Below are 23,688 nucleotides of genomic sequence, written 5' to 3'. Positions count from 1 at the left end.
GCGCAGGCCAGGGCCCGCCGTCAGCCCGCCAGCCAGTCGTCCACCCCCGACAGCAGCTTCTCCCGCATGTCCGAGGGGGCCGCCGACGCGCGGATCGACTGGCGGGCCAGCTCCGCCAGTTCGGCGTCCGTGAAGGAGTGGTGGCGCCGGGCGATGTCGTACTGCGCCGCCAGCCGGGAGCCGAACAGCAGCGGATCGTCGGCGCCCAGGGCCATCGGGACACCCGCCTCGAACAGCCGGCGCAGGGGGACGTCCTCGGGCTTGTCGTAGACACCGAGGGCCACGTTCGACGCCGGGCACACCTCGCAGGTCACGCCGCGGTCGGCCAGCCGGCTCATCAGTCGCGGGTCCTCGGCCGCGCGCACCCCGTGGCCCACCCGGTGGGCCTGGAGGTCGTCCAGGCAGTCGCGCACCGAGGAGGGGCCGGTCAGCTCGCCGCCGTGCGGGGCCGCGAACAGGCCGCCGTCCCGTGCGATGGCGAACGCCCGGTCGAAGTCCCGTGCCATGCCCCGGCGTTCGTCGTTCGACAGGCCGAAGCCGACCACGCCGTGGTCCCGGTAGCGCACCGCGAGGCGGGCCAGCGTACGGGCGTCCAGGGGGTGCTTCATACGGTTCGCGGCGACCAGCACCCGCATCCCGAGGCCCGTGTCGCGCGACGCCGTCTCCACCGCGTCCAGGATGATCTCCAGCGCCGGGATCAGCCCGCCCAGGCGCGGCGCGTACGAGGTCGGGTCGACCTGGATCTCCAGCCACCCCGAGCCGTCCTTGACGTCCTCCTCGGCGGCCTCCCGCACCAGCCGCCGGATGTCGTCCGGTTCCCGCAGGCAGGAGCGTGCCGCGTCGTACAGCCGCTGGAAGCGGAACCAGCCCCGTTCGTCCGTCGCCCGCAGCCGCGGCGGCTCCCCGGTGACCAGGGCCTCCGTCAGCGCGTCGGGCAGCCGCACGCTGTACTTGTCGGCCAGTTCCAGCAGGGTGGTGGGCCGCATCGACCCGGTGAAGTGCAGGTGCAGATGGGCTTTCGGCAGCTCAGAGAGATCACGTACACCCGGGGGGTTCGGGGGGAGTCCCCCTGAAGAGCACAGCATTCCTGGATGGTGCCGCACGTCCCCCGTGCCCCGGTAGTCGTTTCCCCATTCGTGGTCTTGCTCGCACAAATGAAGGAGCGCTCGCAGACCACTCACGTGAGCAGCCTGCGAGCGCCCGCAAACGGAAGCGGAACTCAGTCCCGCGCCTCCGCCAGCAGCTTCTGGATCCGGCTCACGCCCTCCACCAGGTCCTCGTCACCGAGGGCGTAGGACAGACGCAGGTAGCCCGGCGTGCCGAAGGCCTCGCCCGGGACGACCGCGACCTCGGCCTCCTCCAGGATCAGCGCGGCCAGCTCCACCGAGTTCTGCGGGCGCCTGCCGCGGATCTCCTTGCCGATCAGCGCCTTCACCGACGGGTAGGCGTAGAACGCGCCCTCGGGCTCGGGGCAGAGCACGCCGTCGATCTCGTTGAGCATCCGCACGATGGTCTTCCGCCGCCGGTCGAAGGCCTCGCGCATCTTCGCGACCGCCTCCAGGTCGCCGGAGACGGCGGCGAGGGCGGCGGCCTGGGAGACGTTCGACACGTTCGACGTGGCGTGCGACTGGAGGTTGGTCGCGGCCTTGACCACGTCCTTCGGGCCGATGACCCAGCCCACGCGCCAGCCCGTCATGGCGTACGTCTTCGCCACGCCGTTGACGACGACGCACTTGTCGCGCAGCTCGGGCAGGAGCGCCGGCAGGGACACCGAGACGGCGTCGCCGTAGACCAGGTGCTCGTAGATCTCGTCGGTCAGCACCCACAGGTCGTGCTCGAGGGCCCAGCGGCCGATCGCCTCGGTCTCGGCCTCGGAGTAGACCGCGCCGGTCGGGTTGGACGGGGAGACGAAGAGGACGACCTTGGTCTTCTCGGTGCGGGCGGCCTCCAGCTGCTCGACCGACACGCGGTAGCCGGTGGTCTCGTCCGCGACGACCTCGACCGGGACACCGCCGGCCAGGCGGATCGACTCCGGGTACGTCGTCCAGTACGGCGCCGGCACGATGACCTCGTCGCCCGGGTCGAGGATCGCGGCGAACGCCTCGTAGATGGCCTGCTTGCCGCCGTTGGTGACCAGGATCTGCGAGACGTCCGGCTCCCAGCCGGAGTCGCGCAGCGTCTTCGCGGCGATCGCGGCCTTCAGCTCGGGCAGGCCGCCGGCCGGCGTGTAGCGGTGGTACTTGGGGTTCCGGCAGGCCTCGACGGCGGCCTCGACGATGTAGTCCGGGGTCGGGAAGTCCGGCTCACCGGCACCGAAGCCGATCACGGGACGCCCGGCGGCCTTGAGGGCCTTGGCCTTGGCGTCCACGGCGAGGGTGGCGGACTCGGAGATCGCGCCGATGCGGGCGGAGACCCGGCGCTCGGTGGGAGGGGTTGCAGCGCTCATACCGCCATCGTTTCAGACAGGAAACACCCGCGGCACACGGGTTTCACAGGGTGAACAAGGCCGGTCTAACCTCCGGACATCCGTCCGGATCCGCTCCCCGGCCAGGCGATCTTCCAGTCATCGGGGCCGGTTGGGCACTTTCTGTTCGACGACCGGCGCCGGAACACGTACACTCTCACCTCGTTGGTCTTCAGCAGCCGCTGTCGCACCTGGTGCACACCGAGCACCCGGCCGTATGCGGTACGTTGGGGGACACACAAAGGGTCGTAGCTCAATTGGTAGAGCACTGGTCTCCAAAACCAGCGGTTGGGGGTTCGAGTCCCTCCGGCCCTGCTACACACACCATCGCCAGGATGTGTGCGCATGTACGTACAGCAATGCACCGCCGTGCGGCTCGACCGGGCGCGGCACGGCCACGACCCGGAATCAGGTGAGGACGAATGACGGACGCCGTGGGCTCCCTCGACACGCCTGATGCCCAGGACGAGGTGACGGAATCCAAGAAGGCCCGCAAGGGTGGCAAGCGTGGCAAGAAGGGCCCGCTGAAGCGCCTTGCTCTCTTCTACCGTCAGATCATCGCGGAACTCCGCAAGGTCGTCTGGCCGACCCGCAATCAGCTGACGACGTACACCACCGTGGTGATTGTCTTCGTCGTCATCATGATCGGCCTGGTGACCGTGATTGACTATGGGCTCAACCACGCGGCCAAGTACGTCTTCGGCTGAGCCAAGAGCGAAGGGCGCCGCGGTTACCGGCGCCCCTTTTCGCATGTTCCACCCCTATGTATCCAGGAAGAAGCAGCCACCGTGTCTGACCCGAACCTGAACGACGCCATCGAGCCGACCGAGTCCGTGGATGACGAGCTCGACATCGTCGAGGGTGCGGACGAGGTCGACGAGGCCGAGGCTGCCGAAGCCGCCGCGGGCGAGCCGGCCGAGGAGGCCGCCGTCCACGTCGTGGACGAGGCGCCCGAGGGTGAGGCCGAGGAAGAGGAGCCGGAGCCCGAGGTCGACCCGGTCACCAAGCTCCGCGAGGAACTGCGCACGCTGCCCGGCGAGTGGTATGTGATCCACACCTACGCCGGCTACGAGAAGCGTGTGAAGGCCAACCTGGAGCAGCGTGCCGTCTCGCTGAACGTCGAGGACTTCATCTACCAGGCCGAGGTGCCCGAGGAAGAGATCGTCCAGATCAAGAACGGCGAGCGCAAGACCGTCCGGCAGAACAAGCTCCCCGGCTACGTCCTGGTCCGCATGGACCTGACGAACGAGTCCTGGGGTGTCGTGCGCAACACCCCGGGCGTCACCGGATTCGTCGGCAACGCCTACGACCCGTACCCGCTGTCCCTGGACGAGATCGTGAAGATGCTCGCCCCGGAGGCGGAGGAGAAGGCCGCCCGCGAGGCCGCCGAGGCCGAGGGCAAGCCGGCCCCGCAGCGCAAGGTCGAGGTCCAGGTGCTGGACTTCGAGGTCGGCGACTCGGTCACCGTCACCGACGGCCCGTTCGCCACGCTCCAGGCCACGATCAACGAGATCAACCCGGACTCCAAGAAGGTCAAGGGCCTCGTCGAGATCTTCGGCCGCGAGACCCCGGTCGAGCTGAGCTTCGACCAGATCCAGAAGAACTAGCCCGCCGCGGTTCTCTCTGGACCCACCGCTTCCGCGCAGGTCAGGCGATCGCTCGAGCGGTCGCCTGACCTGCTCGGTTTTCAGCCGCACAGTCATACCCGTTATCGTTGTGCGGTATGCCTGCGTCCGGGTGGTACCCGAGCGCAGGCAGGACCCGAATCGAAAGGACCCGGAGAGCAATGCCTCCCAAGAAGAAGAAGGTCACGGGGCTCATCAAGCTCCAGATCCAGGCCGGCGCAGCCAACCCGGCTCCGCCGGTCGGCCCGGCGCTGGGTCAGCACGGCGTCAACATCATGGAGTTCTGCAAGGCCTACAACGCCGCGACCGAGTCGCAGCGCGGTTGGGTCATCCCGGTGGAGATCACGGTCTACGAGGACCGTTCCTTCACCTTCATCACCAAGACGCCGCCGGCCGCCAAGATGATCCTCAAGGCCGCGGGCGTGGAGAAGGGCTCCGGCGAGCCGCACAAGACCAAGGTCGCCAAGATCACCGAGGCGCAGGTCCGCGAGATCGCCCAGACCAAGATGCCCGACCTCAACGCCAACGACCTGGACGCCGCCGCGAAGATCATCGCCGGCACCGCGCGTTCCATGGGCGTCACGGTCGAGGGCTGAACCCCACCTTCGTAGCACCATGCGGCCGAAGGCCGCACGTGGCAGGGCCGGCTCGGCCCGTACCACGACTCCTTTCAGAACACACAGGAGCAGTTGTGAGCAAGCGCAGCAAGGCTCTCCGCGCTGCGGACGCCAAGATCGACCGGGACAAGCAGTACGCCCCGCTCGAGGCCGTCCGTCTCGCCAAGGAGACCTCCACGACCAAGTTCGACGGCACCGTCGAGGTCGCCTTCCGCCTGGGTGTCGACCCGCGCAAGGCCGACCAGATGGTCCGTGGCACCGTGAACCTTCCGCACGGCACCGGTAAGACCGCCCGGGTCCTGGTCTTCGCGACCGGTGACCGTGCCGAGGCCGCGCGTGCCGCCGGCGCCGACATCGTCGGCGCGGACGAGCTGATCGACGAGGTGGCGAAGGGCCGTCTGGACTTCGACGCCGTCGTCGCCACCCCGGACCTCATGGGCAAGGTCGGCCGTCTCGGCCGCGTCCTCGGCCCGCGTGGTCTGATGCCGAACCCGAAGACCGGCACCGTCACCCCCGACGTGACCAAGGCCGTCACCGACATCAAGGGCGGCAAGATCGAGTTCCGCGTCGACAAGCACTCGAACCTGCACTTCATCATCGGCAAGACGTCGTTCGACGACACCAAGCTGGTGGAGAACTACGGCGCGGCCCTGGAGGAGATCCTCCGTCTGAAGCCGTCCGCCGCCAAGGGTCGCTACATCAAGAAGGCCGCCATCACCACCACGATGGGCCCCGGCATCCCCGTCGACCCGAACCGCACCCGCAACCTCCTCGTCGAGGAGGACCCGGCCGCGGTCTGAGCCCACGGCTCGCACAGCGAAGGGACGAGTCCCGCAACCTTTTCGGGTGCGGGGCTCGTCCCTTTTCCGCGGGACTCCTGTACGGCGTATTCCGTACGCCCGTGCACCACGTCCTGTGCGACTCCCGTACGCCTGTCACAGGGCTGCGTTAGCGTGAAGATCACAGCAACCGCATAGGGGTGGGACGAATGAAGAGCACGACCGCGCGCCGTATCACGCTCTCCGTCGTGGCGGTGACCTGTCTGACGGCACTGACCGCCTGCTCCTCGGGCGGCTCGTCCGGTTCCGCCAAGGGCTCGGGCAAGGACGACGGCGCGGCCGGCCGGGGCGTCACCAGGGTGAGCCCCGTCGCGGCCCTGCGCTCCGCCGACACCTCCACGGCCGAGGCCGACTCGGCCCGGGTGACGACGACGACCAGCATCGGCACCCTGATGTCGATGAAGGGCAGCGGCACCCTCGACTGGGCCGACGGCCTCACCGGCCGGCTCACGCTCACCTACACCGGTGGCACGGTCGCCGAGACGATGCGCCAGATCGGCGCCACGACGATGGAGGCGCGGTACCTGCCCGACGCCTACTACGCGCACATGAGCGACGCCTACGCGCGGCAGGTGGGCGGCAAGCACTGGATCCGGTACCGCTACGAGGACCTGGGGGCCCTCGCCGGCGGCTCCGGCGCGTACATGCAGGAGCAGCTGAAGAGCGCCACGCCGAACCAGTCGGTGAAGCTGCTGCTGGTCTCCGGGGACGTCAGGAAGGTCGGCGAGGCGACGGTGCGCGGCGAGCACACCACGCACTACGCGGGCACGGTGAACGTCGCCGACTTCGCCGGCAAGAACTCGAACCTGCCCAAGCGCCAGATGGACGACCTGAAGAAGCAGCTCAGCGAGGCGGGGGTCACCACGGAGGCCATCGACATCTGGGTCAACGACAAGAACCTGCTGGTCAAGAAGGTGGAGAAGGCCGAGATGGCGACCGGCACCATGACCAGCACGGCCTACTTCAGCGACTACGGGGTGAAGACCGCCGTCCAGGCGCCCCCGGCCGGCGACACCAGCGACTTCAAGGACCTGATGGCGTCGCAGGGCGCCGCCGCGGGCGGCAGCGGCATCAGCTCCTGAGCCGCGTCCCGGGGCGGATTTGCTTTGCGATGACGCCTTCCCGTACGCTCCCACAGAAGCCAAAGACCGCTGGTCGTTGCCGTGCACTCGAACGAGGGTGCGGTGGCCGAAGGATCCGCTGAACTGCGGACGACCCGCGCAGGTGACTGTGGAAGAACTCCCGGAGCACACGTCGATCCCGTGTGTGCGCCCGGTCGAGTCCGCCCCGAGCGCCTGCGCCGGGGCGTTTCGTTTTCCCCAGTCCTCCTTCGGGTCCGCGCGGTCCGAATCACCCGGAAGGAGGCCGAGGCTCTATGGCGAGGCCCGACAAGGCTGCCGCGGTTGCGGAGCTGACGGACAAGTTCCGCAGCTCCAACGCCGCCGTGCTGACCGAGTACCGCGGTCTCACCGTGGCGCAGCTCAAGACGCTGCGCCGGTCGCTCGGTGAGAACGCCCAGTACGCCGTGGTGAAGAACACGCTGACCAAGATTGCGGCCAACGAGGCCGGGATCACGCTGGACGACCAGCTCTTCGCTGGTCCGACGGCCGTCGCCTTCGTCACCGGTGACCCGGTGGAGTCGGCGAAGGGTCTCCGTGACTTCGCCAAGGACAACCCGAATCTCGTCATCAAGGGCGGTGTCCTTGACGGCAAGGCGCTGTCCGCCGACGAGATCAAGAAGCTTGCGGACCTCGAGTCCCGCGAGGTTCTGCTCTCCAAGCTGGCCGGTGCGTTCAAGGGCAAGCAGTCCCAGGCTGCCTCTGTCTTCCAGGCGCTCCCGTCGAAGCTCGTCCGCACCGTGGACGCGCTTCGTGCCAAGCAGGACGAGCAGGGCGGTGCCGAGTAACTCGGCTCGCTTTCTGATCCTGGCCGCCTGACGCGGCGAGGGTCTCAGCGGGCCGACGTACGCCCGCCACACCCAGTACATCCGGCACCCGCCGAATTAGTGGAAGGATCGCCCATCATGGCGAAGCTCAGCCAGGAAGACCTGCTCGCGCAGTTCGAGGACATGACCCTCATCGAGCTCTCCGAGTTCGTGAAGGCCTTCGAGGAGAAGTTCGACGTCACCGCCGCCGCGGCCGCCCCGGTCATGATGGCCGGCCCGGGCGCCCCGGTTGCCGAGGCCGCTGAGGAGCAGGACGAGTTCGACGTCATCCTCACCGGTGCCGGCGACAAGAAGATCCAGGTCATCAAGGTCGTGCGCGAGCTGACCTCCCTCGGCCTGAAGGAGGCCAAGGACCTGGTCGACGGTGCGCCGAAGCCCGTCCTCGAGAAGGTCAACAAGGAGGCCGCGGAGAAGGCCGCCGAGTCCCTCAAGGGCGCCGGCGCCTCCGTCGAGGTCAAGTAAGACCTCACGGGTCCGCCAAGGACTCACGCGCGCTGAACACGGCCCCGTAGGGCTGTAACGCGAACGCACCGAGGAGCGATCATCCATCCGGGTGGTCGCTCTTCGGCGTTCGAGGGGGCCGGTGACGGCTGCCTTGCACCCGCGGCAGGGAGGGGTATGGTGATCTTCGTCGTGCCTCCAGAGCTTCCGGCGGCGGGCTGCACGTGACGATGGCAGCATCCGGTTTGGCCATGGGAGGCCTTGACGAACCGCACGCAGCGCGCAATTCTCAGGACGCGTCGTCACAAGGATCCGAATCCGAGGCATGGATCGACGACGAAGAGGGCAGTATCAGGGTGCGTTGAGGGCAGGCATGCCGCAGACGTTGACAACTACGAGGGTCTCAAAAAACCCGCACTGGACATCAGTGTGCCATGTGGCTACACTGACCCTTTGCGCTGCCTGTTAGCTGTCCCCTGCCCGTCACCAGGGGCATGCCCTCGCCTCAGCGACGACGACCAGATCATCCTTGACCTGGCCTTTCGGCCCGATCAGGACGACCTGTCCGCAAGCGTCGGCGGGGGGCCGGTACGCGCGTAGTGAGTCCGAGCCCTCGGAAGGACCCCCTCTTGGCCGCCTCGCGCAACGCCTCGACCGCGAATACGAACAACGGCGCCAGCACCGCCCCGCTGCGCATCTCCTTTGCAAAGATCAAGGAGCCCCTCGAGGTTCCGAACCTTCTCGCGCTGCAAACCGAGAGCTTCGACTGGCTGCTCGGCAACGACGCGTGGAAGGCTCGCGTCGAGGACGCTCTGGAGTCCGGTCAGGACGTCCCCACCAAGTCCGGCCTCGAGGAGATCTTCGAGGAGATCTCCCCGATCGAGGACTTCTCCGGGTCGATGTCGCTGACGTTCCGCGACCACCGCTTCGAGCCGCCCAAGAACTCGATCGACGAGTGCAAGGAGCGCGACTTCACGTACGCGGCCCCGCTCTTCGTCACGGCCGAGTTCACCAACAACGAGACCGGCGAGATCAAGTCCCAGACCGTCTTCATGGGTGACTTCCCGCTCATGACGAACAAGGGCACCTTCGTCATCAACGGCACCGAGCGTGTCGTGGTGTCGCAGCTGGTCCGTTCCCCCGGTGTCTACTTCGACTCCTCCATCGACAAGACGTCCGACAAGGACATCTTCTCCGCCAAGATCATCCCGTCCCGGGGTGCCTGGCTGGAGATGGAGATCGACAAGCGCGACATGGTCGGTGTCCGCATCGACCGCAAGCGCAAGCAGTCGGTCACCGTCCTGCTGAAGGCGCTCGGCTGGACCAGCGAGCAGATCCTCGAGGAGTTCGGCGAGTACGAGTCGATGCGCGCCACCCTGGAGAAGGACCACACCCAGGGCCAGGACGACGCGCTGCTGGACATCTACCGCAAGCTGCGCCCGGGCGAGCCCCCTACGCGTGAGGCCGCGCAGACGCTGCTCGAGAACCTGTACTTCAACCCGAAGCGCTACGACCTGGCCAAGGTCGGCCGCTACAAGGTCAACAAGAAGCTGGGTGCGGACGCCCCGCTGGACGCGGGCATCCTGACCGTCGAGGACGTCATCTCGACGATCAAGTACCTGGTGAAGCTGCACGCCGGCGAGATCGAGACCACCGGTGACAACGGCGACACGGTCGTCGTCGAGACCGACGACATCGACCACTTCGGCAACCGCCGTCTGCGCAGCGTGGGCGAGCTCATCCAGAACCAGGTCCGCACCGGTCTGGCCCGTATGGAGCGCGTCGTCCGCGAGCGCATGACCACGCAGGACGTCGAGGCGATCACGCCGCAGACCCTGATCAACATCCGGCCGGTCGTCGCCTCCATCAAGGAGTTCTTCGGCACCAGCCAGCTGTCGCAGTTCATGGACCAGAACAACCCGCTGTCGGGTCTCACCCACAAGCGCCGCCTGTCGGCCCTTGGCCCGGGTGGTCTCTCCCGTGAGCGGGCCGGCTTCGAGGTCCGTGACGTGCACCCCTCGCACTACGGCCGCATGTGCCCGATCGAGACGCCGGAAGGCCCGAACATCGGTCTGATCGGCTCGCTCGCCTCCTACGGCCGGGTCAACGCGTTCGGTTTCGTCGAGACCCCGTACCGCAAGGTCAACGACGGCCAGGTCACCGACGAGGTCGACTACCTGACCGCCGACGAGGAGGACCGCTTCGTCATCGCGCAGGCCAACGCCACGCTCGGCGACGACCTGCGGTTCGCCGAGGCCCGCGTGCTGGTCCGCCGCCGTGGCGGCGAGGTCGACTACGTCAGCCCCGAGGACGTCGACTACATGGACGTCTCGCCGCGCCAGATGGTGTCGGTCGCGACCGCCATGATCCCCTTCCTCGAGCACGACGACGCCAACCGTGCCCTCATGGGCGCGAACATGATGCGCCAGGCCGTTCCGCTCATCAAGTCGGAGTCCCCGCTCGTCGGCACCGGCATGGAGTACCGCTCCGCCGTCGACGCCGGCGACGTCGTCAAGGCCGAGAAGGCCGGTGTGGTCCAGGAGATCTCCGCCGACTACATCACCACGACCAACGACGACGGCACGTACATCACGTACCGCCTGGCCAAGTTCGCCCGCTCCAACCAGGGCACCTCGGTCAACCAGAAGGTCATCGTCAACGAGGGCGACCGCGTCGTCGAGGGCCAGGTCCTCGCCGACGGCCCGGCCACCCAGAACGGCGAGATGGCGCTCGGCAAGAACCTGCTCGTCGCGTTCATGCCGTGGGAGGGTCACAACTACGAGGACGCGATCATCCTGTCGCAGCGCCTCGTCCAGGACGACGTCCTCTCCTCGATCCACATCGAGGAGCACGAGGTCGACGCCCGTGACACCAAGCTCGGCCCCGAGGAGATCACCCGGGACATCCCGAACGTCTCCGAGGAGGTCCTCGCCGACCTCGACGAGCGCGGCATCATCCGCATCGGCGCCGAGGTCATCGCCGGCGACATCCTCGTCGGCAAGGTGACCCCGAAGGGCGAGACCGAGCTGACCCCCGAGGAGCGCCTGCTGCGCGCGATCTTCGGTGAGAAGGCCCGTGAGGTCCGTGACACCTCGCTGAAGGTGCCGCACGGCGAGACCGGCAAGGTCATCGGCGTGCGCGTCTTCGACCGCGAGGAGGGCGACGAGCTGCCGCCGGGCGTGAACCAGCTGGTCCGCGTCTACGTCGCGCAGAAGCGCAAGATCACCGACGGTGACAAGCTCGCCGGCCGTCACGGCAACAAGGGCGTCATCTCGAAGATCCTGCCGATCGAGGACATGCCGTTCCTGGAGGACGGCACCCCGGTCGACATCATCCTCAACCCGCTGGGTGTGCCGTCCCGAATGAACCCGGGACAGGTCCTGGAGATCCACCTCGGCTGGCTCGCCAGCCGCGGCTGGGACGTCTCCGGCCTCGCGGACGAGTGGGCCGAGCGCCTCCAGGCCATCGGCGCCGACCAGGTCGCCCCCGGCACCAACGTGGCCACCCCGGTCTTCGACGGTGCCCGCGAGGACGAGCTGGCGGGTCTGCTCCAGCACACCATCCCGAACCGCGACGGCGACCGCATGGTCCTCCCGTCCGGCAAGGCGCAGCTGTTCGACGGCCGTAGCGGTGAGCCGTTCCCGGAGCCGATCTCGGTCGGCTACATGTACATCCTGAAGCTGCACCACCTGGTCGACGACAAGCTGCACGCGCGTTCGACCGGTCCGTACTCGATGATCACCCAGCAGCCGCTGGGTGGTAAGGCTCAGTTCGGTGGCCAGCGCTTCGGCGAGATGGAGGTGTGGGCCCTCGAGGCCTACGGCGCCGCCTACGCCCTCCAGGAGCTGCTGACCATCAAGTCCGACGACGTCACCGGCCGCGTGAAGGTCTACGAGGCCATCGTCAAGGGCGAGAACATCCCCGAGCCCGGCATCCCCGAGTCCTTCAAGGTGCTCATCAAGGAGATGCAGTCCCTGTGCCTGAACGTGGAGGTGCTGTCCAGCGACGGCATGTCCATCGAGATGCGTGACACCGACGAGGATGTCTTCCGCGCCGCGGAGGAGCTCGGCATCGACCTGTCCCGGCGCGAGCCGAGCAGCGTCGAAGAGGTCTGACGGGAGTCCGGCGGGCCTCCTGACCAGGAGGCCCGCCGACCCCCAGGCCCCCGTTTCAGACCACAGACTTACAACCCTGAGAGGGATTGACGCATAGTGCTCGACGTCAACTTCTTCGACGAGCTCCGGATCGGCCTGGCCACCGCTGACGACATCCGTCAGTGGAGCCACGGTGAGGTCAAGAAGCCCGAGACGATCAACTACCGCACCCTCAAGCCGGAAAAGGACGGGCTCTTCTGCGAGAAGATCTTCGGTCCCACCCGGGACTGGGAGTGCTACTGCGGCAAGTACAAGCGTGTCCGCTTCAAGGGCATCATCTGCGAGCGCTGCGGCGTCGAGGTCACCCGCGCCAAGGTGCGCCGTGAGCGGATGGGCCACATCGAGCTGGCCGCGCCCGTCACCCACATCTGGTACTTCAAGGGCGTCCCGTCGCGCCTGGGCTACCTGCTGGACCTGGCCCCGAAGGACCTGGAGAAGGTCATCTACTTCGCGGCGTACATGATCACGTACGTCGACGACGAGCGCCGTACCCGCGACCTGCCGTCGCTGGAGGCCCACGTCTCCGTCGAGCGCCAGCAGATCGAGCAGCGCCGCGACGCCGACCTGGAGGCCCGCGCCAAGAAGCTCGAGGCGGACCTCGCCGAGCTGGAGGCCGAGGGCGCCAAGGCCGACGTGCGCCGCAAGGTGCGCGAGGGTGCCGAGCGTGAGATGAAGCAGCTGCGCGACCGCGCGCAGCGCGAGATCGACCGCCTCGACGAGGTGTGGACCCGGTTCAAGAACCTCAAGGTCCAGGACCTCGAGGGCGACGAGCTGCTCTACCGCGAGCTGCGCGACCGGTTCGGCACGTACTTCGACGGCTCGATGGGTGCCGCGGCGCTGCAGAAGCGCCTGGAGTCCTTCGACCTCGAAGAAGAGGCCGAGAGGCTCCGCGAGATCATCCGCACCGGCAAGGGCCAGAAGAAGACCCGCGCCCTGAAGCGCCTGAAGGTCGTCTCCGCGTTCCTGCAGACGTCCAACAGCCCCAAGGGCATGGTCCTGGACTGCGTGCCGGTCATCCCGCCGGACCTGCGTCCGATGGTGCAGCTGGACGGTGGCCGCTTCGCGACCTCCGACCTGAACGACCTGTACCGCCGCGTCATCAACCGCAACAACCGCCTGAAGCGGCTTCTCGACCTCGGCGCGCCCGAGATCATCGTGAACAACGAGAAGCGCATGCTCCAGGAGGCCGTCGACGCGCTCTTCGACAACGGCCGCCGCGGCCGCCCGGTCACGGGCCCCGGCAACCGTCCGCTGAAGTCGCTGTCCGACATGCTCAAGGGCAAGCAGGGCCGCTTCCGTCAGAACCTGCTCGGCAAGCGCGTCGACTACTCGGCCCGTTCCGTGATCGTCGTCGGCCCGCAGCTCAAGCTGCACCAGTGCGGTCTGCCGAAGGCGATGGCGCTGGAGCTCTTCAAGCCGTTCGTGATGAAGCGCCTGGTCGACCTGAACCACGCGCAGAACATCAAGTCGGCCAAGCGCATGGTCGAGCGCGGCCGCACGGTCGTGTACGACGTGCTGGAAGAGGTCATCGCGGAGCACCCGGTTCTGCTGAACCGTGCGCCCACCCTGCACCGCCTCGGCATCCAGGCCTTCGAGCCGCAGCTGGTCGAGGGCAAGGCCATCCAGATCCACCCGCTCGTGTGCACCGCGTTCAACGCGGACTTCGACGGTGACCAGATGGCCGTGCACCTGCCGCTGTCCGCGGAGGCGCAGGCCGAGGCCCGCATCCTGATGCTGTCCTCGAACAACATCCTCAAGCCGGCCGACGGCCGTCCGGTGACGATGCCGACCCAGGACATGGTCCTCGGTCTGTACTTCCTCACCACCGACGCCGAGGGCCGCGAGGCCAAGGGCGAGGACCGCTCCTTCGCGTCGGTCGCCGAGGCGATCATGGCGTTCGACGCCGGCGAGCTCTCGCTCCAGTCGCGGGTGGACGTCCGCTTCCCGGTGGGCACCATCCCGCCGCGCGGCTGGACCCCGCCGGCCCGCGAGGAGGGCGAGCCGGAGTGGCAGCAGGGTGACTCCTTCCGTCTGAAGACGACCCTGGGTCGCGCGCTCTTCAACGAGCTGCTGCCCGAGGACTACCCGTTCGTCGACTACGAGGTGGGCAAGAAGCAGCTCTCCGAGATCGTCAACGACCTCGCCGAGCGCTACCCCAAGGTCATCGTGGCGGCCACGCTCGACAACCTGAAGTCGTCCGGCTTCTACTGGGCCACCCGCTCCGGTGTCACCGTCGCCATCTCCGACGTCGTCGTTCCCGAGGCGAAGAAGGAGATCGTCAAGGGCTACGAGGCGCAGGACGAGAAGGTCCAGAAGCAGTACGAGCGCGGTCTGATCACCAAGGACGAGCGCACCCAGGAGCTCATCGCGATCTGGACCAAGGCGACCAACGAGGTCGCCGAGGCGATGAACGACAACTTCCCGAAGACCAACCCGATCTTCATGATGGTTTCCTCGGGCGCCCGAGGAAACATGATGCAGATGCGTCAGATCGCCGGTATGCGCGGTCTGGTGTCGAACGCCAAGAACGAGACCATCCCGCGGCCCATCAAGGCGTCGTTCCGTGAGGGTCTGTCCGTGCTGGAGTACTTCATCTCCACGCACGGTGCCCGTAAGGGTCTGGCCGACACCGCCCTGCGTACCGCCGACTCCGGTTACCTCACCCGTCGTCTGGTCGACGTCTCCCAGGACGTCATCATCCGCGAGGAGGACTGCGGCACCGAGCGCGGCCTCAAGCTGCACATCGCGGAGCGGGGCGCGGACGGCGTGCTGCGCAAGGCGGACAACGTCGAGACGTCCGTGTACGCGCGCTGCCTCGCCGAGGACATCGTGGTCGACGGCCAGGTGCTGGCCCCGGCCGGCACCGACCTGGGCGACGTGCTCATCGAGGAGCTCGTCTCCCGCGGTGTCTCCGAGGTCAAGACCCGCTCGGTCCTGACCTGCGAGTCCGCGGTGGGCACCTGCGCCATGTGCTACGGCCGTTCGCTCGCCACCGGCAAGCTGGTCGACATCGGTGAGGCGGTCGGCATCATCGCCGCCCAGTCCATCGGTGAGCCCGGCACCCAGCTGACGATGCGTACCTTCCACACCGGTGGTGTGGCCGGTGACGACATCACCCAGGGTCTGCCGCGTGTCGTCGAGCTCTTCGAGGCCCGTACGCCGAAGGGTGTCGCCCCGATCTCCGAGGCGGCCGGACGCGTCCGGATCGAGGAGACCGAGAAGACCAAGAAGATCGTCATCACCCCGGACGACGGCAGCGACGAGACGGCGTTCCCGATCTCGAAGCGCGCTCGTCTGCTGGTCGGCGAGGGCGACCACGTCGAGGTGGGCCAGAAGCTCACCGTGGGTGCCACCAACCCGCACGACGTGCTGCGCATCCTGGGCCAGCGTGCCGTCCAGGTCCACCTGGTCGGCGAGGTCCAGAAGGTCTACAACTCGCAGGGTGTGTCGATCCACGACAAGCACATCGAGATCATCATCCGGCAGATGCTCCGCCGCGTGACGATCATCGAGTCCGGCGACGCCGAGCTGCTGCCCGGCGAGCTGGTCGAGCGCTCGAAGTTCGAGCACGAGAACCGTCGTGTGGTCCAGGAGGGCGGTCACCCGGCCTCCGGTCGTCCGCAGCTGATGGGTATCACCAAGGCCTCGCTGGCGACCGAGTCCTGGCTGTCGGCGGCGTCCTTCCAGGAGACGACCAGGGTTCTGACGGACGCGGCGATCAACGCCAAGTCCGACTCCCTGATCGGCCTCAAGGAGAACGTCATCATCGGTAAGCTCATCCCGGCCGGTACGGGCCTGTCCCGCTACCGCAACATCCGGGTCGAGCCGACCGAGGAGGCCAAGGCCGCGATGTACTCGGCCGTCGGCTACGACGACATCGACTACTCGCCGTTCGGCTCCGGCTCCGGCCAGGCCGTTCCGCTGGAGGACTACGACTACGGTCCGTACAACCAGTAAGCGAGCAGCTTGAAGGGCGGCCACCCCCACTGCGGGGTGGCCGCCCTTCGGCGTGTCCGGAACGTCAGCGACGCAGGCCCAGATAGGGCTCCAGGGCGCTCAGCCGGGTGTGGTGGTCCGGGTGGCTGGACAGGAGCCGGGCCAGGGCGCCGGGCTCCTTGAGCTGTTGGCCCTGCGCGACGAGAGCCGCCTTCGCCGTCTCCTCCTCCGCCTGGAAGTGGTGGAGGACCTCGGCGAGTTGCCGGGCGAAGCCCAGCTCGGCGGCCTGCTGGTCCGCCCGCAGCTCGCCGCGCCGGCCCGCGTAGGCCAGCAGGTAGGGGGCGACCACCAGGGGGATCGCGATGAACCAGGCGGTGAGGAACGCGGCGGCCACCGCCATCGCCATGAACAGGATCAGGAACCCGGTCGCGGCGACGGAGAAGACGCCGGCGACCGCGAGCGCGAACCGGGCCAGCCCGCGGGTCATCGCCCAGGCGATCCGGCCGGGCAGGGAGTACCAGTAGCCGAGCAGTCCGGCCCAGGCGTGACCGCCGGTGTGGTGACCCAGCTCGTGCGCGAGTACGGCGGCCAGGTTGCTGGTCGGGATCCGGGTGAGGGAGTAGGTCGTGACGCCGACGACATGACCGGCCACCGCCGCCGCGTTCAGCTCGTCGCTGTTCTCCACCATCAGTTCGTACGTGCCCGGCTCGATGCCCGCGCGGGCGGTCACCTCGTTCCAGATCGGCTCCAGGCGGGCCCGCTCCTCCGGCGTGGGCGGGCGGAGCTTGAGCACGTGCTGGGCGAACGCCCGCTCGGTCGGCCGGTGGAAGACGAGCAGGCCGGAGGCGACCCAGGCCAGCACGACCAGCGTTCCGACGACGTCCCCGAACATGCCGAGGGCGAGGGAGCTGACCAGCGCCACGCTCACCAGGGCCCCGGGCAACTGCACCGCGAGCCGCCCGATCGCCGTCGCGTCGGTCCCCCGCTGATGCTCGGCCACGTGCACGCGCGCACCGCGATGCCGGTAGTCGAGGTCGTCGGGGGCGGGCTCGGGGACGTAGGGCTGAGGGTCCGGCCCCGCGGCGGCCCGCGGGGGCAGCGGAGGCTGACCGTGGGCGGGGTACGGCGGGGGCTGCACGGGAAGCTGCCCCGGGTACGCCGGGCCCGGGGCGGGGCCCTGGGCTGGCTGCTGCCCCGGGTACAGGGCCGGCGGCGCCGGCGGACCGGCCGGGTAAGCCGGGGGCGCGCCCGGGTACGGGGGTGCGGCGGCGGTGGGATGTGCCGTGGGTGGGCCGACGGTCGGATGAGCGGTGGGTGGGGTGGCCGGAGATACCCGGGGAGCGGCAGTGAGGTGCACCGGGGGTGCGGCGGTCGGGTAGGCCGGTGGCGCGGCGGCGTGGCTTGGAGGGGCGGCCGGATGGGACGAAGGCGCGGCAGCCGGGTGCACCGGGGGTGCGGCGGTCCGGTAGGCCGGTGGTGCGGTGGGACGGCTTGAAGCGGCGGCCGGATGGGACGAAGGCGCGGGGGCCGGAGAAACCGGGGGAGCGGCAGCCGGATGCGCCGGGGATGCGGCGGCGTGGCTCGGAGGTGTGGCCGGTTGACCTGTGGGGGCGGCCGTTGGGTAGGCCGGGGGCGCGGGGGGTTGGTTTGGAAGAGCAGTCGGTTGGGCCGTGGGTGCAGCGGTCGGGTGGATCGGGGGCGCGGCAGGCCGGCCTGGAGGGGTGGTCGGATCGGCCGTGGAGGCGGCTGTCGGATACGCCGGGGGCGCGGCAGGCCGGCTTGGAGGGGCGGTCGGTTGGCCTGTGGGTGCGGCGGTCGGGTACGCCGGGGGTGCGGTGGGCTGGTTTGGGAGAGCGCTCGGTTGGGCCGTGGGGGCGGGGGTCGGGTACGCCGGGGGTGCGGTGAGTCGGCTTGAAGTGGCGGGCGGGGCTTGCGGTGTGGCTGCGGGGGGTTGGGGCGTTCCCGGATACGGCGGTGGGGCGGGGTAGGCGGGTGGCAGTGGAGCCGTGGCCTCGGGCGAGGACGGTTCGGGGTACGGGGGCGGTACGGCGGGGTCCGGCGGCCGGGACATGAGCGGGGCTCCTTCGAGTGGGGAGGGGACGTCAGCCGACGAGCGCGGCGGCGGGCAGGAGCAGGGTGCCGACGCAGAACGAGACCAGGCCGGTGCGGATCCAGCGGTGCTTGGACACCGCGATCCGGCTCTTCTCGGTGAGCGCGGCCAGCACGGCGGCGCCCGGATCCCGCTCGGTGTCGGCGAGCGCCTCGGCGAGCCGTCCCGCCCGTACCGCCTGCTGGATGTCGCCGAAGTAGCACAGGGGGCGCCCCTCGGCCCACGACCCGGGACCGAAGCGGGGCAGCACCGCGAGCAGCAGCGCGACCAGTGACAGGACCAGCGCCGCCGTCCCGGCCCACCACAGTGCGGTCCCTGGACCGGAGAGCTTGCTCGGCGACCAGTCCTTGCCGGCGACCAGCCCGGTGAACACTCCGGCCGTCATGCCCAGCGCCGCCACCAGGACGGAGGCCTTGGTGTCGGCGCGCGCGATCTCGTCGTGCAGCTCGGCGAGCAGCCCTTGCGCCGTGCGGTCGGCGGAGGCGGTGGGGGCGGCCGGGGGCGCGGTGATGCCGGGGGCGGTCATGCCGACCCCGCCTCGGGGGGCTGCTCCTGGGCGGCGCCGGGCGCGGGCGGTACGGCGGGCGCGGGCCCGTCGGAGACGAGCGTCAGCGGAGGGCCGGCCGGCGGAGGCGGAGGGGGAGGCGTCGCGGAGACGGGAGACGCCGCGCCGTGGGGCGGCTGTCCGTACGTCGCCTCACCGGGCGTCGCCGGTCCCGACGGGGGCGGTCCGCAGGCCGGCGGAGCGGGTGCCGACGGTGGCTGTCCGTACGGCGGCCCACCGGGCGTCGGGCCTTCCGACGGCTGTTGTCCGTACGGCGGTTGCCCCTGCGGCGGCTGGTCGTACGGCGTCGTGCCCGGCGTGCCGTACGGCGACGGGGCGCCGTACGTGCCGTGAGGTGACGGTGGTTGGGTGGGCGGCGGGGGCGGGGCGTAGGGCTGCGTGCCGTAAGGCGGTTGCGGGGGCACGCCCGGCGGCAGGGCCTGGGGCGGCGCGGCCTGCTCGTGGATGAGGTTGTCGACGGAGCGCAGGACGGTGCGGGCCGAATCGGCCTTCTGGTAGTCCTCCAGGGTGTCCCCGGCGATCAGTTCGAGCTCCTTGCGGATGGCGCCGAGCTGGTCGTTCTGCAGGGTGCCGACGACCATCCGGGTGTCCTCGGGGTGGGCCGCCAGGTGCATGGCCCAGGAGCCGACACCGCCGTGCTGGAGCCAGTACTGGTAGAAGGCGATCTTCTTCGCGACCAGTTCCTGGGACTGCTGCTCGCGCAGGACCTCCAGTTGGTGCTGGAGTTGCGCCTGCCGCATCGCGTACTCGTGCTCGGGGTCGAGCATCTCCGACTCGTAGCGCAGCGAGCGCTTGCGCCGGCGGTGGGCGATGGCGTCGTCGTCCAGCCGCAGCCGCACCACGCAGGCCACGTTCAGACCGGTGCCCGCGGCGAAGGAGGCGTCCTCCTCGACCGCCCGCTGCAGGGCCAGTTCGGCGGCGGGGCTCTCCTCGATGGAGAAGCGCCGGGTGACCGGGCGTGCCGTCTGCTGGAGTTCGCGGGTGAGCCGGGTCGGCACGTCCCGTTCGCCGCTCGCCACGAAGGCGACCGGGTCCGCCACCCGCCAGGTCAGGTCGGCGGTCGCTCCGAAGGCGAACGCGTCGTCGTCGCTGGGCAGTTCGAGTTCCAGTTGGACGGGGTGGCTGCCCATGTCGACCTCGTAGACGGAGGTGTAGTGACGGGCCACCGCCTCGGCGCGGCTCGGGCGGCGCGGCGGCAGGAAGACGTCGTACGAGCCGCTCGCGGTGACGAAGACGAGGGCGTGGTCGATCGGGCCGACCTGCCGGCGGACGGTGTAGTCGAACCGCGATATGGGGCGCACGGTGAGCACCGGGTCGACGAGCGCGGTGTGCCGGTCGGCGTTCTGCGTCCACTCCGGCCGTCGGCGGAAGTCCGCCATGGTTCAGCTCCTCTGCTTGCTGTGGTTCAGTGCGGGGCGGGCGCCGGACGCAGCACCGTGAGCAGGTGCCTGGCCAACGGCGGTTGCGGACCGCCGTCCTCGGCGCGCATGGTGCGCAGTTCGTGTTCGAGCCGCTTGCGGTCCTCCGCGGTGACGACCAGCGCGGGCAGCAGCAGCTCCAGGGCCCGTGCCGCGTCGGTGCGGCGGGTGGCGACGTGCACCCAGGTCTGGAGGGCGTACAGCGCGTCGCGGGTCTGGGCGTGGTCGTTGAGGGCGGTGCGCCACAGGGTGGCCAGGTCGCGGGCCGCGTCCGCCTGGTACATGCCGCTCTCGGCGTACCAGCCGACGAGCGCGCCGTCCTCGTCGTTGTCGCAGGCGCGGATGAAGGCGGCCAGGGCGAGGCCGCGGACCGCGGGGGTGTCCCGGTACAGCAGCCGTACGAACTCGGCGAGCACCTCGCCCCGGCGGTGTCCGGCGGACAGCAGCAGGGCGGCGGACTCGGTGAGGTTGTCCCGCTCTGGTTGGCTGCTGGCGTCGACCCGGGCACGGGAGGCCAGCGCGTCGAGGGCCGGTCCGGCGAGGTCGGGGCGGAGCGGGGCGAGCAGGCCGAGGGCGCGGATGGCGGTCCACCGTCGCCCCCACTGGCCGTCGTTGCACCACTGGGTGAGCAGCCGCAGAACGACCGGCGGGCCGAGGAGCTGGGCCAGTGTGAGGGTGTTGGCGGCGGTGACGCGCGGGCCGACGGAGCGTGCGGTGGCCCAGCCGTCGACGAGCAGTGCCGTCGTGGAGGGCAGGTCGGCGGCGGCGAGCAGTGCGGTGGCCGCGGCGGCGCGGGTGCGGACCAGGGGGCGGCCGTCTTGGGCGAGCTGCCGCAGCCAGTCGACCAGGGCCGGGCGGGCCGAGGGGTGGCTGGTCCACACCTCGGTGAGCAGCACCTGGGGGGTGCGCTCGTCGCGGAAGGCGGCCATGAACTGGGGGACCGGGCCCCATTCGGTCTGTTCCTGCCGTACCTCACCGTCGGCCCGTGCGAGGTCGAGGCGGTCCTTGGCGGCCGGTCCGAACACCGGGATGGTCGGCGGTCTGTCGGGGTTCTGCAGGCGTTCGAACTGCACGAACAGCTTGTCGGCGAGTTCGGCGGCGAGGACGTACGGCGCCTGGTCGAAGACGGCCAGCGCGATGAGGAATGCCTTGTCGCGCAGGCCGGTCTCCGGGTCGCCGAGCCAGTCCCGGCACTGCTTCTCCACGGCGGCCCGTCCGAAGTCCGCCAGCCGTGCCAGCGCGTCCTGGCCGCCGTCGTAGGCCGCCAGTGCCTCGCCGAACGCGGCGGCCTCGGCCGGGTGGCGGTCGGCGCCGGTGAGGAAGCCGGCCACCGGCGGGAGCGCGAGCAGGGCGTCGGTGTCGGCGGGTCTGCGGCGGTCGAGCAGGGCCCGTACGACGTCCTCGGCGGGCGGGGGCGCCCACGGGCAGGGGGTGACGCCGGGCAGGTGGGGCGAGTTCTCGACCGTGATGACGAGGTGGCCGCCTGCTTTGACGAGCTGGTCCCGCACCGCGAACAGGTGGGTGTCGCGCAGCGGGCGGTTGCGGCTGAGGGGCAGGTCGCGCAGGACGTAGCCGCCGGGCTGGGTGAGCAGGCCGCTGAGCGCGGCGGGCGTGGTCTCGGGGCTCAGCGCGTGGACGGCCGGGACGCCGAGGTGGTGCAGCAGCATCAGGGCGGCGGCGTGGCGGCCGGTGGCGTGGGCGCCGGAGAGGACCAGCACCCGTTCCTCGCGCAACCGTTTCAGCGCGGTGGCGAAGCCGGGGCCTTCGGCGAAGACGGCCGCGAGCTCCTTGATCCGCTCGTGGGGTATCTCGCCGAAGGCGTCGGGGTCGGCGCCCGGGGTGGTGTGGTGGTGGATCTCGGTCCGGCCGCCCAGGTAGACGTCTCCGGTGACCTGCCCGCCGGACACGCCGTGCTGGGCACCGCCGACCAGGCTGCCGCCGAAGCGGGACTCGTCGCCGAGGAAGAAGCCCGGGGTGTGCGCGAACAGCTCTCGCTGAGCGGCCCGGGCCTCCTGCGTGCCCTCCGCCTCCGGCTCCATGCCGGTGTCGGACACCGGGTCCTCGCCGGACGCCGGCCGTCCGGGCGGGGCCTGGCCGGGCGGGGCCTGTCGCGGTGGGGAGGGGCTGGGCGGGGGCTGTTTGGGCGGAGCGGCACCGGGCGAACCGTCGCCGGAGGCGGGCCCGCCCGCCGACGAGGCCGTCACGACTCCTCACCCGCGGTTCCGCCGAGGCGCACGTCCCCGGTGACCTGCCCGCCGGACACCCCGTGCTGGTCACCACCCACGAGACTCCCCCCGAAACGAGGCGACCCACTACCAAAGTTGAACACGACACCCCCGCCCACAGGCTGCCCGGCCGCCGGTGCGGCGGACGCCGCAGGCGCGGGTGGGTTGGACGCCGGTGCTCCGTGCGCGGCCGGCGCCTCGGCCGGTGTTTCCGGCGGGGTCGCTGCGGCTGCGGGCGAGCCGGGCGTGTGCGCCGCGGGTGCGGACGAGTCGAGAGCCGGTGCCCCGGGCGCGGGCAGCCTCTCGGCCGGTGACGTCGGCGCGGTCGGCACCTCGGCCGGTGTTTCCGGCGCGTGCGCCGCGGGTGCGGACGAGTTGGGCGCCGGTGCCTGGGGCGCGGGTGCCCTCTCGGCCGGTGACGTCGGGGCGGTCGGTGCCTCGGCTGTTGTTTCCGGCGTGGGCGCCGCAGGCGCGGACGAGCCGGGTGTCGGTGGCCCGGGTGTCCGTGTTTCCGGTGTGGGCGTGTCCGGGCGGGGTGGCTCGGGGGGTGGCCCCGGTGCTGGGACGTCCCCCGACGTGCCCGGCACCGGGGTTTCCCCCACCCCCGTGTCACCGTGGTCTGCGGTGCCGCGCGGTACCGGCCCGTGGAGCCAGGCGCGCAGCAGGCCGTTCTTGCTGGTCAGGGTCACCGCGTGGAAGACGGCGGCCGGGACGCCGTGGTGGTCGTGGCGCACGATCCCCGAGTGCACGCCCTCCGACACGCACAGCGCGAAACCGTCGGCCCGCTCCCGCAGGGCGGCGCGCAGCAGCGGCGCGTCGAGCAGCCGGCAGGCGTGGTTCAGGTCGGAGCCGACCCAGCCGCCGTGTTCGTCGACGGCCACGTACCCGGTGGCGACCACGCCCCTGAGCCGGATCTGCGCCGAACTCGACGCCAGCCGGTTGTACCCGTGCAACTGGGCCGGCACCTCGGTGAGCAGGGCCCGCAGCAGTGCCGTCACGGAGGCGCCCGCGTCGATCAGCTCCATGACGGAGTCGCCCCGGTCGGCCCGCAGGCGGCACGTCTCGTCGATGCCCGCGTGCTCGAGGGCCCGGTCGGCGATGTTGTACAGGACGCGTCGCAGATACGCCTGCTCCACGTCGTCCCGGTCGCTGTACCTCTCGATGTCGAGCAGAAGCATCGTCCGGCCCACGGGGTCGTTCATGGTCGCCTCTCTGGATCTGCCGTACCGGCGGGTGCCGTACCGGCTCGGGTCACGCCGACGCCAGAAGAGTGGCGTGAGGGGCCGAAGGGGCGTGAGGACCGATGACCCATTCGGACTGTGACCGTGTGCACAGAAGGCGCCCCGGCC

General features: G+C 70.1%; 16 protein-coding genes and 1 tRNA gene. 10 read left to right on the top strand and 7 right to left on the bottom strand.

Features of this window, described 5'->3' with window-relative positions:
* Nucleotides 1-20 precede the first annotated feature (20 nt).
* Together ACIP4X_RS09855 and ACIP4X_RS09850 are read right to left on the bottom strand one after the other, a co-directional pair.
* On the bottom strand, nucleotides 21-1,085 hold the full coding sequence (locus tag ACIP4X_RS09855) for an adenosine deaminase (protein ID WP_401347629.1): 1,065 nt from the start codon (nucleotides 1,083-1,085) through the stop codon (nucleotides 21-23).
* 134 nt (nucleotides 1,086-1,219) lie between these two features.
* Nucleotides 1,220-2,446 (bottom strand): pyridoxal phosphate-dependent aminotransferase, encoded by a 1,227-nt coding sequence (locus ACIP4X_RS09850; RefSeq protein ID WP_358736345.1) that lies wholly within the window; start codon nucleotides 2,444-2,446, stop codon nucleotides 1,220-1,222.
* A gap of 260 nt (nucleotides 2,447-2,706) precedes the next feature.
* Here ACIP4X_RS09850 and ACIP4X_RS09845 point away from each other — a divergent pair.
* The 10 genes from ACIP4X_RS09845 (at nucleotide 2,707) to ACIP4X_RS09800 (ending at nucleotide 16,042) form a co-directional block, all read left to right on the top strand.
* A tRNA-Trp gene (locus ACIP4X_RS09845) sits at nucleotides 2,707-2,779 on the top strand.
* 107 nt (nucleotides 2,780-2,886) lie between these two features.
* The gene (gene secE / locus ACIP4X_RS09840; RefSeq protein ID WP_141359395.1) at nucleotides 2,887-3,171 is read left to right on the top strand and encodes a preprotein translocase subunit SecE; all 285 of its coding nucleotides are present in this window, start codon (nucleotides 2,887-2,889) and stop codon (nucleotides 3,169-3,171) included.
* An 81-nt stretch (nucleotides 3,172-3,252) separates the two neighbouring features.
* Nucleotides 3,253-4,071, top strand: coding sequence for a transcription termination/antitermination protein NusG (gene nusG / locus ACIP4X_RS09835; RefSeq protein ID WP_358736343.1), 819 nt, complete (start codon nucleotides 3,253-3,255; stop codon nucleotides 4,069-4,071).
* 179 nt (nucleotides 4,072-4,250) lie between these two features.
* Complete coding sequence (rplK, locus tag ACIP4X_RS09830; RefSeq protein WP_055493153.1) at nucleotides 4,251-4,685, top strand: 50S ribosomal protein L11; 435 nt, start codon at nucleotides 4,251-4,253, stop codon at nucleotides 4,683-4,685.
* A gap of 95 nt (nucleotides 4,686-4,780) precedes the next feature.
* Entirely contained in the window at nucleotides 4,781-5,506 is a 726-nt protein-coding gene (gene rplA / locus ACIP4X_RS09825; RefSeq protein ID WP_358736341.1) for a 50S ribosomal protein L1, read from the top strand.
* A 188-nt stretch (nucleotides 5,507-5,694) separates the two neighbouring features.
* Nucleotides 5,695-6,627, top strand: coding sequence for a hypothetical protein (locus tag ACIP4X_RS09820; protein ID WP_401347623.1), 933 nt, complete (start codon nucleotides 5,695-5,697; stop codon nucleotides 6,625-6,627).
* A 293-nt stretch (nucleotides 6,628-6,920) separates the two neighbouring features.
* Nucleotides 6,921-7,451: a 50S ribosomal protein L10 gene (gene rplJ / locus ACIP4X_RS09815; RefSeq protein WP_100569727.1), complete on the top strand. Its 531-nt coding sequence runs from the start codon at nucleotides 6,921-6,923 to the stop codon at nucleotides 7,449-7,451.
* A 117-nt stretch (nucleotides 7,452-7,568) separates the two neighbouring features.
* Nucleotides 7,569-7,952, top strand: a complete 384-nt coding sequence (gene rplL, locus ACIP4X_RS09810) for a 50S ribosomal protein L7/L12 (RefSeq protein WP_358736337.1) — start codon at nucleotides 7,569-7,571, stop codon at nucleotides 7,950-7,952.
* 608 nt (nucleotides 7,953-8,560) lie between these two features.
* The gene (gene rpoB / locus ACIP4X_RS09805) at nucleotides 8,561-12,046 is read left to right on the top strand and encodes a DNA-directed RNA polymerase subunit beta (protein WP_401347620.1); all 3,486 of its coding nucleotides are present in this window, start codon (nucleotides 8,561-8,563) and stop codon (nucleotides 12,044-12,046) included.
* A gap of 96 nt (nucleotides 12,047-12,142) precedes the next feature.
* Complete coding sequence (locus tag ACIP4X_RS09800; protein WP_358736333.1) at nucleotides 12,143-16,042, top strand: DNA-directed RNA polymerase subunit beta'; 3,900 nt, start codon at nucleotides 12,143-12,145, stop codon at nucleotides 16,040-16,042.
* 64 nt (nucleotides 16,043-16,106) lie between these two features.
* On the opposite strand, the gene ACIP4X_RS09795 is transcribed toward ACIP4X_RS09800, so the two are convergent.
* From ACIP4X_RS09795 to ACIP4X_RS09775, 5 genes are all read right to left on the bottom strand, one after another.
* Nucleotides 16,107-17,159, bottom strand: coding sequence for a M48 family metalloprotease (locus ACIP4X_RS09795; protein WP_401347617.1), 1,053 nt, complete (start codon nucleotides 17,157-17,159; stop codon nucleotides 16,107-16,109).
* 964 nt (nucleotides 17,160-18,123) lie between these two features.
* A complete protein-coding gene (locus ACIP4X_RS09790) occupies nucleotides 18,124-18,657 on the bottom strand; it encodes a Pycsar system effector family protein (RefSeq protein ID WP_401347614.1) in 534 nt (177 codons plus the stop codon).
* Entirely contained in the window at nucleotides 18,654-20,075 is a 1,422-nt protein-coding gene (locus ACIP4X_RS09785) for a PE-PGRS family protein (protein ID WP_401347612.1), read from the bottom strand. Before ACIP4X_RS09785 ends, ACIP4X_RS09790 begins: the two co-directional genes overlap by 4 nt.
* 26 nt (nucleotides 20,076-20,101) lie before the next feature.
* Nucleotides 20,102-22,318 carry a hypothetical protein gene (locus ACIP4X_RS09780; RefSeq protein WP_358736326.1) on the bottom strand — a complete coding sequence of 739 codons (2,217 nt, stop codon included), beginning with the start codon at nucleotides 22,316-22,318 and terminating at the stop codon, nucleotides 20,102-20,104.
* Complete coding sequence (locus ACIP4X_RS09775; RefSeq protein WP_358736324.1) at nucleotides 22,315-23,541, bottom strand: hypothetical protein; 1,227 nt, start codon at nucleotides 23,539-23,541, stop codon at nucleotides 22,315-22,317. The genes ACIP4X_RS09780 and ACIP4X_RS09775 overlap by 4 nt, the downstream gene beginning before the upstream one ends.
* Nucleotides 23,542-23,688: the final 147 nt, after the last annotated feature.

This window comes from Streptomyces sp. NPDC088817 (assembly GCF_044750345.1).
GTDB lineage: Bacteria > Actinomycetota > Actinomycetes > Streptomycetales > Streptomycetaceae > Streptomyces.
Note: the sequence above shows the minus strand (reverse complement) of the source record. Positions and strands in the feature narration are given on the sequence as shown.

Coding starts and splice junctions, on each gene's coding strand:
- ACIP4X_RS09850 (WP_358736345.1), bottom strand. CDS start 2,446: ATGAGCGCTGCAACCCCTCCCACCGAGCGCCGGGTCTCCGCCCGCATC.
- secE (WP_141359395.1), top strand. CDS start 2,887: ATGACGGACGCCGTGGGCTCCCTCGACACGCCTGATGCCCAGGACGAG.
- ACIP4X_RS09855 (WP_401347629.1), bottom strand. CDS start 1,085: ATGCTGTGCTCTTCAGGGGGACTCCCCCCGAACCCCCCGGGTGTACGT.
- rplJ (WP_100569727.1), top strand. CDS start 6,921: ATGGCGAGGCCCGACAAGGCTGCCGCGGTTGCGGAGCTGACGGACAAG.
- ACIP4X_RS09790 (WP_401347614.1), bottom strand. CDS start 18,657: ATGACCGCCCCCGGCATCACCGCGCCCCCGGCCGCCCCCACCGCCTCC.
- rplL (WP_358736337.1), top strand. CDS start 7,569: ATGGCGAAGCTCAGCCAGGAAGACCTGCTCGCGCAGTTCGAGGACATG.
- ACIP4X_RS09785 (WP_401347612.1), bottom strand. CDS start 20,075: ATGGCGGACTTCCGCCGACGGCCGGAGTGGACGCAGAACGCCGACCGG.
- rplK (WP_055493153.1), top strand. CDS start 4,251: ATGCCTCCCAAGAAGAAGAAGGTCACGGGGCTCATCAAGCTCCAGATC.
- ACIP4X_RS09775 (WP_358736324.1), bottom strand. CDS start 23,541: ATGAACGACCCCGTGGGCCGGACGATGCTTCTGCTCGACATCGAGAGG.
- ACIP4X_RS09820 (WP_401347623.1), top strand. CDS start 5,695: ATGAAGAGCACGACCGCGCGCCGTATCACGCTCTCCGTCGTGGCGGTG.